The sequence below is a fragment of the Chryseobacterium sp. JK1 genome (genome assembly GCF_050632815.1).
In the GTDB taxonomy this organism is placed as follows: Bacteria; Bacteroidota; Bacteroidia; order Flavobacteriales; family Weeksellaceae; genus Chryseobacterium.
Genome location: NZ_JBODRU010000002.1, coordinates 321,297 through 333,741, shown reverse-complemented (window position 1 = coordinate 333,741; position 12,445 = coordinate 321,297). Strand labels below are relative to the sequence as shown.

At 36.0% G+C, this 12,445-nt stretch carries 13 protein-coding genes; 6 read left to right on the top strand and 7 right to left on the bottom strand.

Translation table 11 applies throughout. The features are described from left to right. Positions 1–207: 207 nt before the first annotated feature. Complete coding sequence (gene sufC / locus ACQ76T_RS14550; RefSeq protein ID WP_123858551.1) at positions 208–951, top strand: Fe-S cluster assembly ATPase SufC; 744 nt, start codon at positions 208–210, stop codon at positions 949–951. A gap of 160 nt (positions 952–1,111) precedes the next feature. After that, a complete protein-coding gene (sufD, locus tag ACQ76T_RS14545) occupies positions 1,112–2,419 on the top strand; it encodes a Fe-S cluster assembly protein SufD (protein WP_431344388.1) in 1,308 nt (435 codons plus the stop codon). Between the two features lie 74 nt (positions 2,420–2,493). On the opposite strand, the gene ACQ76T_RS14540 is transcribed toward sufD, so the two are convergent. Together ACQ76T_RS14540 and ACQ76T_RS14535 are read right to left on the bottom strand one after the other, a co-directional pair. Next, on the bottom strand, positions 2,494–3,402 hold the full coding sequence (locus ACQ76T_RS14540; protein ID WP_431344024.1) for a DUF3078 domain-containing protein: 909 nt from the start codon (positions 3,400–3,402) through the stop codon (positions 2,494–2,496). 226 nt (positions 3,403–3,628) lie between these two features. Further along, the gene (locus ACQ76T_RS14535; RefSeq protein ID WP_431344023.1) at positions 3,629–4,555 is read right to left on the bottom strand and encodes a DUF3078 domain-containing protein; all 927 of its coding nucleotides are present in this window, start codon (positions 4,553–4,555) and stop codon (positions 3,629–3,631) included. A gap of 249 nt (positions 4,556–4,804) precedes the next feature. Here ACQ76T_RS14535 and ACQ76T_RS14530 point away from each other — a divergent pair, with 249 nt between their 5' ends. From ACQ76T_RS14530 to ACQ76T_RS14515, 4 genes are all read left to right on the top strand, one after another. Beyond that, complete coding sequence (locus tag ACQ76T_RS14530; RefSeq protein WP_431344022.1) at positions 4,805–5,572, top strand: rhomboid family intramembrane serine protease; 768 nt, start codon at positions 4,805–4,807, stop codon at positions 5,570–5,572. A 19-nt stretch (positions 5,573–5,591) separates the two neighbouring features. Beyond that, on the top strand, positions 5,592–6,716 hold the full coding sequence (gene dprA, locus ACQ76T_RS14525; RefSeq protein WP_431344021.1) for a DNA-processing protein DprA: 1,125 nt from the start codon (positions 5,592–5,594) through the stop codon (positions 6,714–6,716). A 190-nt stretch (positions 6,717–6,906) separates the two neighbouring features. After that, positions 6,907–8,265 carry an NADP-specific glutamate dehydrogenase gene (gdhA, locus tag ACQ76T_RS14520; protein ID WP_431344020.1) on the top strand — a complete coding sequence of 453 codons (1,359 nt, stop codon included), beginning with the start codon at positions 6,907–6,909 and terminating at the stop codon, positions 8,263–8,265. A gap of 131 nt (positions 8,266–8,396) precedes the next feature. Next, positions 8,397–8,765: an iron chaperone gene (locus tag ACQ76T_RS14515; protein ID WP_431344019.1), complete on the top strand. Its 369-nt coding sequence runs from the start codon at positions 8,397–8,399 to the stop codon at positions 8,763–8,765. Between the two features lie 43 nt (positions 8,766–8,808). Here the strand turns inward: ACQ76T_RS14515 and ACQ76T_RS14510 are convergent, their stop codons facing one another. The 5 genes from ACQ76T_RS14510 to ACQ76T_RS14490 form a co-directional block, all read right to left on the bottom strand. Beyond that, positions 8,809–9,093, bottom strand: a complete 285-nt coding sequence (locus ACQ76T_RS14510) for a hypothetical protein (RefSeq protein WP_431344018.1) — start codon at positions 9,091–9,093, stop codon at positions 8,809–8,811. A gap of 277 nt (positions 9,094–9,370) precedes the next feature. Beyond that, positions 9,371–9,859, bottom strand: a complete 489-nt coding sequence (locus ACQ76T_RS14505) for a YkgJ family cysteine cluster protein (RefSeq protein WP_431344017.1) — start codon at positions 9,857–9,859, stop codon at positions 9,371–9,373. Next, complete coding sequence (locus tag ACQ76T_RS14500) at positions 9,860–10,831, bottom strand: ion channel (protein WP_431344016.1); 972 nt, start codon at positions 10,829–10,831, stop codon at positions 9,860–9,862. Positions 10,832–11,067: 236 nt separating this feature from the next. Further along, on the bottom strand, positions 11,068–11,598 hold the full coding sequence (locus tag ACQ76T_RS14495) for an OsmC family protein (RefSeq protein ID WP_431344015.1): 531 nt from the start codon (positions 11,596–11,598) through the stop codon (positions 11,068–11,070). 32 nt (positions 11,599–11,630) lie between these two features. Beyond that, the gene (locus ACQ76T_RS14490) at positions 11,631–12,389 is read right to left on the bottom strand and encodes an SDR family NAD(P)-dependent oxidoreductase (protein ID WP_431344014.1); all 759 of its coding nucleotides are present in this window, start codon (positions 12,387–12,389) and stop codon (positions 11,631–11,633) included. Positions 12,390–12,445: the final 56 nt, after the last annotated feature.

Here is a 12,445-nt window from a genome sequence, read left to right as displayed (position 1 = left end):
CTGATATAATGGCAAGGTTATCAGTGTTTTTATAAGATCAAAAACCCGTTATAAACGAAAATATAAGGATAATCTTAAGCAAAGATTACTACAAACATAACATATAAAAAAGCTTCTGCCGTCTATTGAGAATCTATTCCAAATATGACAATGTGCTTATACAGAAAGGGAAGCTTATACAATTATAAAAAGAAAAAGTTAGCAAGAATGTTACAAATTAAAGACCTTCACGCCAAAATTGAAGATGGCGCAGAAATATTAAAAGGTATTAATCTTGAAATAAAGCCAGGCGAAGTTCACGCTATCATGGGGCCAAACGGAGCTGGTAAATCTACCCTTTCTTCTGTAATCGCCGGAAAAGAAGATTACGAAGTAACTGGTGGGGAGATCCTTTTCCAGGGAGAAGATATCATTGAAGATGCTCCTGAAGACAGAGCGCACAAAGGAATCTTTCTTTCTTTCCAATATCCAGTGGAAATTCCGGGAGTTTCTGTAACGAACTTCATCAAAGCTGCTTTAAACGAAACAAGAAAAGCAAACGGATTAGAAGAAATGCCGGCAAAAGAAATGCTTGCGTTAATCCGTGAGAAGTCTGAGAAATTAGGAATTAAAAAAGATTTCCTTTCAAGATCATTGAACGAGGGATTCTCAGGAGGTGAGAAAAAAAGAAACGAGATCTTCCAGATGATGATGCTTAATCCTAAATTAGCTATCCTTGACGAAACGGATTCAGGACTAGATATTGATGCCTTAAGAATTGTTGCAGATGGGGTAAATCATTTTAAAAATGAAGGAAATGCAGTACTTCTGATCACTCACTATCAGAGATTGCTGAACTACATCCAGCCTGACTTTGTTCATGTTTTAGCGAATGGAAAAATCATCAAAACAGGTGATAAGTCTTTAGCATTAGAACTTGAAGAAAAAGGATACGACTGGTTGCTTAACTAAGAAGAAAATCGATTATTTCAGAGATTAAAAACTTCTGCTGCTCTTTCGTTGCAGAACCAAGAATCTCTCATATTAAAAATTGGATTCCCTGTTCCTCGGAATGACAATATTTTACTTCAAATAAAAAGAAAAAATGGTGCAAACCACAGATATACCAGTAATGGCATTAAAAGAACAAATTATAGAGAACCATAATGAATTTTTGGAGAGTCTTCGTCACAGATTTCTGGATGAGGACAGAAAAGCAGCTCTTCAAAAGTTTGCAGGTTTTGGTTTTCCGACTAAAAAAGACGAAGAATATAAATATACCAATCTAAAGGAGATCACGGAAAAAAGCTACAACTTCTTCCCGAAAGAGAACCATAACATCACTAAAGAACAGTTTGATGAACTGCATTTAGGAGAAGAAAATTTCGATTGGATTGTTTTTGTAAACGGTAAGCTTCACAAAGAGTTGTCAAAGGTTTCTATTGAAAATGTAGAGTTCCTTTCCTTCAACTATGCGTTGAATGATGATAAACATAAAGAAGTTTTTGAAAAATATTTCAACAGCATTGCTTCTCAGAACCAAGCGTTTACCCATCTTAACCTTGCATACTGCAAATATGGCTTCTTCCTGAAAGTTCCTAAAAATGTAGTGATTGAAAAACCAATCCACGTTTTCTATATTTCTCAGAACCAAGAGGAAAATACTTTTTACAATACAAGAAATCTTTTGATCGTAGAAGAAGGAGCCAAAGTAGAAATCATTGAAAGTCACCACAATTTTGACAGTACTTATGTATTGACCAATTCTGTGACTGAGATCTTTACTTATCCTAATGCAAAAGCAGATTGGCACAAACTTCAGAATGATAACAATACATCCTATCTTATCGACAATACTTTCGCCAAACAAGAGAAAGACAGCTTAACAACTGTTAATACATTCTCTTTCGGAGGTAAATTGATAAGAAATAACCTTGATTTTATTCATAATGGATCCAACATCAATTCATTCATGAACGGAATCACTATTATTGGGAAAGACCAGCTTGTAGATCACCATACAGCAGTTCATCACAACTTCCCGAACTGTGAAAGTTATCAGAATTACAAAGGAATCTTCGATGGTAATGCCCACGGAGTTTTTAATGGGAAGGTTTTTGTTGATAAAATTGCTCAAAAAACGAATGCTTATCAGCAAAACAACAATGTATTGTTAAGCGAAGGAGCAAGCATTGACACAAAGCCTCAGTTGGAAATTTTTGCAGATGATGTGAAATGTTCCCACGGATGTACAGTAGGTCAGCTAAATGAAGACGCCTTATTTTACCTGAGAGCAAGAGGAATCTCTAAAAAAGAAGCTCAGGCATTACTTTTATACGCTTTTGCCAATGATGCAATGCAGAATATTGACATTGAGCCTTTAAAAGAAAAAATTTCAAAGCTATTGGCTGAGAAACTAGAAGTAGATATAGAATTTTAAAATTTATATATATTGATACATAAAAGCACTTCGTTGAGAAGTGCTTTTTCTATTTTATATAACAGTAAGCGGTATTATTTCTTCAACCAGCTTTGATTGTCTTTATTATCAGATCGTTTTTTACCATTATCAATATTATAGGCAAAACCAACTCCTAAAGTCTGCTTCAGCTGAGTTTTCCATATCTGATTATGGTCATACAGAAGATCCAGTGTGATATTGGAAGAAATATATTTATTGATTTTCATATTTAAGATCGCTCCGTAAGCCAATACAAGCCTGTCCGGATGATCAAGATAATTTGAGAATACAGACGCCGTATTGGTTAGGTTAATATTCTCCATAATTTTGATCTTATACATTGCTGTTCCCAAAAAACCGAACTGGAATAGAGAAGAATCTCCATCATTCTTAAGACCGTACGTTCCTGCAGTCTGCAGGTCCTTATCTAAGACAAAGGTCCATCTTGCATTCGCAGGACGTAAAGTAACCGTTAAATTATCATTAGGACGGTAGGTTACCCCCGCTCCCAGGTTTAAATATCCCGGAGCAAAGAAATTGGAGAGTTTTTTGGCCTCAGGATTATTTCCATCTTCATAGCCGGGAGCAAATTGTGTCTGAAGACCGGCCCCTGCAGAAAAGTACCAGTTTTTCACAAATTCTCTTCCATAATTGGTGGAAAGATTGATGACATCCTGAGTTTTTCTTACTCCTGTTCCCTGAGTATTATTTTGGCCGTAGCCCAGAATAATAATATTTTCCCAAAGATCTTTACCTTTTTCGTAAGTAAGGTTGTAATTAACACCTGCAAGCCATCCTACGTTGTTGGCTCCCCCACCTACCCAATTCGAAAAGGCAGCCTGATTAAGCATTAAGGTATTTTGGCCCTGAATAGACCATGCTTTTACGGTGTCTGTTTTGGCTTCCTGAGCAGCAGCCAATGTTCCGATGGAAACGGAAGCGATTAATAAAAGTTTTTTCATATGTAAGGATTTGTTACAAATGTATAAATAATAATCTACGACATGATAAAACTCACCAAAAATTGAATTGATATCGCGATAAAAAACACTTATAACAAAATGGAAATAAAATACTTAACTCCTGAAAATTCATATACAAACTTAAAACAACTTAAAAAACAAGCTTTAAAAACAAAAAAAACACTTCAAAAATGAAGTGCCTTTTACTTAAATCCAAAATTTTGAATTATTTCTTTATCCACCATTGACTGTCTTTACGATCAGAACGTTTTACCCCATTTTTAACGGTATAAGCGAAGCCAATTCCCAATGTCTGCTTGAGCTGCGTTTTCTCAATCTGATTGTGATCATACAGCAGATCCAGGGTAATATTTGATGATATATATTTATTTACTTTAAGGTTTAAGATGGCACCATAAGCCAGTACCAGCCTATCCGGACGATCCAGATAATTGGAAAAGACAGATGCCGTATTTGTCAGGAAGATATCCTCCATAATTTTTAGCTTATAGGCCGCAGTTCCCAGGAAACCGAACTGAAGTAAAGAAGAATCTCCATCACTTTTCAAACCATAATTACCCGCCATTTGAAGTTCTTTATCCAGTACAAAGGTCCATCTGGCGTTGGTAGGACGTAACGTTACCGTAAGATCATCATTCGGTCTGTACGTGATACCCATCCCGACGTTCAGATACCCCGGAGCCATAAAACCTGAGATTTTCTTTGCTTCAGGATTGTTACCATCTTCATATCCCGGTGCAAATTGAGACTGCAAACCTGCTCCAACAGAAAGATACCAGCTTTTCAAAAACTTTCTTCCGTAATTGGTTGACACGTTGATGACATCCTGAGTTTTTCTTATTCCCAAACCCTTCGTATCATTTTGCCCATATCCTAGAACAATTATATTTTCCCAAAGATCCTTATCTTTTTCATAGGTGAGATTATAATTAATACCCGCTAGCCAGCCAACATTGTTAGCTCCACCACCAACCCAGTTTGAAAAGGCTGCCTGATTGATCATTAGGGTGTTTTTTCCCTGTATAGACCAATATTTGATCGTATCCACTACTGCGGAATCTTTTTTTAATTCTTCTTGTGCACTTGCATAAATCCCCGTAAAAAAGGAAAGAATCAATAAAAACTTCTTCATTACTCTAAATAATTTTCAATGCAAAAATATTAATATAATTTTTTTTTCAGGTAAATTCATCCCTAAAGAATTAATTTTCCTTCATTTTCATTGCTTAACAATATATACTACCTAATAAATTCAATGCCAAAATAAAGAAGACAAATGTTAAAATTGATACGTTTTGTCTTGAAATCAGACCGGTAAGTAAAATTCATCGACAAATTTTCCGAAATTTATCATTGGCTTTTGATTTGACGTACTCTCTTCATGTTTAAAAATGTAATTTCCAAAAGAGCGATTATATACCCGTTGCTGATGCTTTCTGCAATGTGGTTCGGGTATTTTTTACAAACACAGGGCTTTTTTGCAAGTTGCTTTGGAGCCATCATTCCCTTACTTCCTGAAGGGCTTTTAGGGATTATTACCTCTCCTCTCCTTCATGGAAATCTAGATCATATTATAGGCAATTCTATTCCGATTGCGGCATTGATGTTTCTGCTTTATCAGTTCTACCCTATAGTAGCCAATAAGGTGTTTATTATCGGCTGGCTGGCTACAGGGCTTTTGGTATGGCTTCTCCCTCCTATTGATATTCTTACCGGTGATTATATGTATACATGTACAATTGGTGCCAGTGGCGTAGTATATGTTCTTGCTTTTTTCCTTTTCTTTAGCGGTGTATTCAAGTGGAATACCAAGCTTCTTACCATTTCTATGATGGTGGTTCTTTATTATGGAAGTTTAGTTTGGGGAATGCTTCCTGAAGAATTGTTTTATAATATGCAGGAGCCCAGTAAAATTTCATGGCAGGCCCATCTTTCAGGCGCTGTAGTGGGAAGCATTATTGCCTTTGCCTTTAAAAATGTTGGAGAAAAAAAGAAAAAATACATATGGGAATTTCCTAATTATTATAGCGAAAAAGACGATAAACTTTGGCAGCAATATAAAGAAAATCATCCGGAAGACTTTCTGGAGCTGCCTTACAAAAAAAGAGATGATATCTGGGATCATTTGGATGAATTAAGAAAGAAATAAAAGCTTAATTTCACTATATTTGAAAAAAACACACATGATCTCCGAAGAATATTTATATGCAATTGCTCTCCGAGAATGCAATAAGATTGGCGATATTAATTTCAATAAACTTGTCCGTACTTTCGGAAGCGCTCAGAAAGCATGGAAAAATGCCAAAAAAGAGTATAAAAAAATCGATGGAATAGGACAAAAAACTGTTTTTGACATTGGTAATCTAACTCATTTGAAATTCGCAGAAGAAGAATTAAAATTTTGCGAAAAGAATAATATTCAAATAAAACTCAGACATCTTCAGGAAACCCCTGTACTTCTTAGTAAATGCCCTGATGCTCCTGCTATCCTTTACCAAAAAGGAGACCCGCATGAATCATTACAAAAAATAAGTATTGTAGGAACCCGGAATATGACTTCCTATGGCCAACAGTTCATCGAAGATTTTTTTAAAGCTTCCCGATCATCTCAATATGCCTCTGTAAGTGGTCTTGCACTTGGTGTTGACAAAGAGGTTCATGAACAGTCTATTCGCAGCCAGAAGCCAACCATAGTAGTTCTAGCACATGGTTTTCAGTATTTGTATCCGGCAAAAAACAGAAAGCTTTCCGAAAAAATTCTTCAGGAAGGCGGAGCGTTGATTACAGAGTTCAGTTCTTCCCGAAAACCTGACCGTGAAAATTTCATTCAAAGAAATCGAATTGTAGCCGGAATGTCATCTTCAACAATTGTAGTAGAAACTGGATTTGGTGGAGGCTCTGTAAGTACGGCAGCCTTTGCAAATGATTACAACCGGGATATTTTTGCTCTTCCCGGAAAAATTACGGATCATCAGAGCCAGGGTTGTAATCAATTGATTTTCCATAATAAAGCAGCGGCCATTTCTACGGTAAAAGATCTCATAGATATGCTTGGATTTCATAAACCTCCGGAAAAAATAGAAGAGCTTTTTCCTTATAGCGAAATGACTCTACAATTATCTGATAATCAAAAAGTAATATACCAAGCTATAAAAGAAAATCCACAGATTTCTTTGGACAATCTTACCCATGAAATAAAGATTTCTTCACACAAAATATTACCGATAATTCTAGAATTGGAACTTTTGGGGAAAGTAAAATCATTTTCCGGGAGACAATTTATTGTAATCTGACAATTAACGATTTCTTAATATTGCATTATTTCACACATAACATTTAATTTTTAATAAAATTTGGTCGTAAATTATCAATTTAACAATATTACAGGACATTATTATTAAATTTTCAACAATGTTGAAATAGAGTATTGTGAATCTTGAAAAAAAAATTAAATTTGTTGACAATAATATTCAACCTTAATATATGGAACAATATAATATTGACCAGAAAATCCAAGAGTTTATTGCAAAAATTGAAGCAAAAAATCCTAACGAACCGGAATTTTTACAGGCTGTAAAAGAAGTTGCCGTAACTGTAATTCCATTCATTGCTACTAAAAAAGAATATACCGGAATGAAGCTGCTTGAAAGAATGGCTGAAGCTGAAAGAATTATTATTTTCAGAGTTCCATGGGTTGACGATAAAGGAGAAATTCAGGTTAACAGAGGTTTCAGAATCCAAATGAACTCTGCTATTGGACCATACAAAGGAGGAATTCGTTTTCACCCTACTGTAAATTTATCTGTACTTAAGTTCTTAGCTTTCGAGCAGGTATTCAAAAACTCTCTTACAACTCTTCCAATGGGAGGTGGTAAAGGAGGTTCAGATTTTGATCCACAAGGAAAATCTGATATGGAAGTAATGCGTTTCTGCCAGGCTTTCATGACAGAATTATGCAAACACATCGGTCCTGAAACAGACGTACCTGCAGGAGATATCGGTGTTGGAGCTAGAGAAATCGGATATTTATTCGGACAGTACAAGAAAATCAGAAACGAGTTTACCGGAGTTCTTACAGGAAAAGGACTTGCTTATGGAGGTTCATTAATCCGTCCTGAAGCTACAGGATACGGTGTTGTATACTTCGCAGAGCAGATGCTTAAAACTATCGGACAGGATTTCCAGGGAAAAACAGTAACAGTATCAGGTTTCGGAAACGTAGCTTGGGGAGTTATCAAAAAAGCAACTGAGCTTGGTGCTAAAGTTGTAACAATCTCTGGTCCGGACGGATACATCTACGATAAAGAGGGTATCAGCGGAGATAAGATCGATTATTTATTAGAACTTAGATCTTCAGGAAACAACAGAGCTGAAGATTATGCTAAAAAATATCCTTCTGCTGAATTCCACGCTGGAAAACGTCCTTGGAATGTGAAGTGTGATGTAGCATTCCCTTCTGCAACTCAAAACGAATTAGATTTAGAAGATGCAAGAATCTTAGTTGAAAACGGATGTGTATGTGTAACTGAAGCTGCAAATATGCCTTCTACACTAGACGCTATCAACTATTTCTTAGACAATAAAGTATTATTCTCTCCTGGTAAAGCTTCCAATGCTGGAGGTGTTGCTACTTCAGGATTAGAGATGACACAAAACTCTATCCGTCTTAACTGGACTTCTGAAGAAGTTGATGCAAGATTGAAGGAAATCATGATCGGTATCCATAAAGCTTGTAGAGACTACGGAAAAGACGAAGATGGCTATGTAAACTACGTAAAAGGTGCAAATATTGCCGGCTTCGTAAAAGTAGCAGAAGCAATGTTAGCTCAAGGAGTTGTGTAACATAAAAAATAAAGGTTGGGATAAACTCCCGACCTTTTTTGATATAGCCTGTTCCCGGGATAATGGGAAAAAAGTAAAAAGTGAAAGGAGAAAGTGCTGCAATTTGCAGCACTTTTTTTATTTTTATAAGGATGAAAAATACGTTTAAAAATATAGATGAATATATCCTTTTGTTTCCTCAGGAGGTACAGAAAAAATTGACTGCGCTGAGACAGTTTATTCATTCATTAAGTCCGGATTTTGAGGAATATATAGGGTATCAGATGCCCGCTTTTCGGTATAAAGGAAAACCATTGATTTACTTTGCGGGATATAAAAACCATATTGGGTTTTATCCTGGCGCAGAAGGCATTAAGAATTTTGAAAATGACTTTAAGGAAAAAGAGTACAAGTTCTCTAAAGGCGCTGTACAATTTCCAATACTTGATAATCTTCCTCTAGAATTGGCGGGTAGAATAATCCGGTTCAGGATGAATGAAATAGAACTGAAAAAATCCTGAAATCCGAGATTTCAGGATTACAACTAGGGTTTCTAAAGTACGATCACTTTTTCTTTTTAGATTTTCTTTCTTCTTTTGTAACATCAGCAGGCTGAGTTGTTTCCATTACTGGCTTCTTTTCTGCAGCCGTATCCGCAGGCATTGTTGTCGTATTTCTCTGCGGGCTGTTAGGATCCGAAGTAGTATTAGGTTTTGAACTCGGTTTTTCTGTTTGAGTTGTTGATGGTGTATTGTTAGGATTCTCAGTAGGTTTCTTTTGCTCTGTTTGTGCTGATACTGCAATTACCCCAACTAATGTAAATGCTGCTGTTAAAAATAACTTTTTCATAATGTAATATTTTAAATGATTGTTTAATTTAAACGAAGCATCATTTATAAAATTATACGTAACCAGCTTATTTAACGTACTTTATAATTATTTAAGAGGAATTTGCAGAAAATTGACTAGGGTAAGTTAAGAGATAAAAAATGGAGTGTGATGACAAAAATATCTTACTATTTTTATGCAATAAGAGAGCTTCTCTGGTCTAGAAAACTTTAAGATGAGCTTCTAGTCAGTCACTCTTGTCAAAGGGTAGAATACTGACAAGAGTGATAGGGAAACATTATTTTCCTGCATTTTTCATCATCCTTTCCACAAACTCAAAAGCAGCAGGACAGATTACCGTATTTTTTAGCATTAAGTTATTGATCTGATAGATCTTTTTACGGTCTGTATGAGGATATTCGCGGCAGGCTTTCGGTCTTACTTCGTATATGGAACAGGTATTATCGCTGTTAAGGAAAAAACAGGGAAGATTCTGCAGAACTTTATCATTATCTTCATCCACTCTCAGGAATTTGGCTTCAAAGTCGGCAGATTTCATGCGAAGATGCTTGGCGATACGTTCAACATCTTTTTCGGTATATAGAGGACCTGTTGTTTTACAGCAGTTGGCGCACTGCAGGCAATCTATTTCTTCAAAAACTTCATCATGAGTTTCCTGTACGATATAATCAAGATTTTTGGGCGGTTTCTTTTTCAGTCCGTCCAGAAATTTCTTATGCTCTTTCTGTTTTTGTAAAGCCTGTTTTTTATAAAAATCTAAATTCATTTACTCTTCATTTCTTACCGAAGCCGGAAGTTCTGCGTTTTGATATTCATTTATTTTATCCAGATCCAGAACAGTGGTAAGGTTATCTTTATTAGGATAATACATCGGAACAAACTTTGCTCCATAAATAATCTCTCCCGTCACATAGGAAGACCTCTGAACTACAGTGTTGGAAAAGACTTCATCAAATGCACGCACCTGAACAATCAGTTCAATATCTGTACTTTTAAAATCATCCTTCGAGAAACCGTAGAACGGGGAATTTTCATCAATTTTATGAACAACAGTCCAGTTTAAGGCTAAAGTATTGATCTTACTCATCTGGATATCAAGCCTATAAAAATTACTTTTCGCAACCCCGTTTTCAATCACTTCAATAGCTGTAGATACAATAACATCAGCATCTGTAAGGGCATTATTTTTATAAGGAGCTAACCTGAACATCAACGCTGAAGACTCCTGGAAAGGAGCAATCACTGCAATATCCGAAAATCGGAGATACGCCCGAGGTCTTGAAAATCTTCCGTAAAAAAGTCCTGTTGCAATGGCAAAGGTAAGCAATCCTAAAAAAGCTTCAAAGGTAGCCACAAGACTTGCTAAAAAACCCACCGGGGCAATTCGTCCGTATCCAACAGTAGTAAATGTCTGGGAACTAAAAAAAAAGACATCAATAAACTCATTCAGCGGATCGCTTTTATCAATTCCTGTCAAATGCTCTACGCCAATCAGATAGTAAATCATCGCAAAAAGCAGATTCACCAGAATGTAGGCAATCACCAGATAAGAAATAAAGCGGAATGAAGACAGATTCAGCATGGTATGATACCAACTCAACCTATTGAAAACATTCACCCCTCTTCTCTGAACATTCGGAAGACCATCTTTATTGATAAACCTTCCGGATGCATTGCTTCCGAAACCACTGTTTTCCGCATTTTTCTGGCGGATTATCTTTCTGAACCCTCTTGTCATATCGATATCACTTGTTTTTTAATAGTAAAAGGTCAAAAGGATGAATTGGCAAAATGGCCTTTCTGCTTTTCTACTGCAAAGATAAAATATTGTTTTCATGAATTTTATCATTTTTTTTTGATAAATCTGGAAGAAAGGATAGATATAAGTTATTTAATGTTACCAATTCTTTCAAAAATAAAACTCCCGTATTTCTACAGGAGTTTTGTTGCAATCTATTAATTGATGATAGGAAACTATTTGCTTAATGATAGCACCACCGCATCAGAAATCGTCCTGTAATTTGGAGAAAACTGTTGAACATGCGCAATGATCTCATCATAATCTTTCTGTGATCCATTTCCATTAACTTCGAAATTGAATTCGATTTTTTCAAAACCAACCGATGCTTTTGGATCAATATTTAGGAATCCTAACAGATTGAGATTCCCTTTAATCGTAAGTTTTACACTTTCAAGGATAATATTTCTCTCGGAAGCTCCAACTACAAAGCCAACCATCATGCATCCTGCCAATCCTCCAAAAAGATAATCCTGTGGCGTAGGATAAGAATTGGAGCCTAATAACTCAACCGGTTCGTCAATATTAAAAATAAAATCTTTCTGAATTTCCGTTGATCCTACACATTGATTTTCAGCTGTTATTTTTGTCTTTACTCCGCCTTGCCATTCTGCCTGTATGCGGTAACTTGAGACAGCCTCGTTCGGTTCTTTTTTAATAAGATCAACATATGACTGAAGACCTTCAAGATTAATTCCGTTAACCATTCCTAATTATTTTAATATAAAACAGTAACAGATTAATTTCTACCTGCCATTACACCCCCATCAATATTCCAAACGGCTCCAGTAACCCATGAACTGGCATCAGACAATAGGAATTCAATGGTATTTGCAACATCTTCAGGACGTCCTACCCTTCCAATGGGATGAAAGTCGTTAAAGCCCTGCAGAGTTTCTTCAATTTTATCTTTTTTGATAAATGAACCATAAATAGGAGTTACCACAACTGCTGGAGCAACTGCGTTTACCCTGATATTATTTTCTGCAAGTTCCATTGCTAAATGTTGTGTCAAACTGTGAAGCCCTGCTTTCGCCATGGAATATGCAGAAGAAGGTGTTGCTTTGATTGCTTGGTGAGCCCACATCGAACCGATATTTACAATAGAGCCTCCTCCATTGGCAGCCATTACTTTTGCTGCTGATTGTGTAATTAGGAAAAATGCTTTGTTGAAATTGTGGTAAAGGTCATAGTCCTCTTCTGTATGCTCCAGAAAAGATTTTGGACTAAAATATCCTGCCGCATTAACCAGATATTTAAGATCTGGCATCTGAGTCGCAATTTCTGCGGCAAAATTTTTGATTTCACTTCCATTTAAAAGATTGACAGGAAAGGTTTTGACACTTCCCAGCACAGAAAGCTCATTTCTTACTGAATCTAAATTTTTATCAGCACGGCCGACAATAATCACTTCAATACCTTTTTTTAATAAAAGAGCTGCTGTTGATTTTCCCATCCCGGTAGTACCACCTATGATGAGAGCTTGTTCTTGTTTCATAGAATTTTTTTTTAAACTGATCCTATGACTGACAAGATGTAAAAAAGATGCAAAAA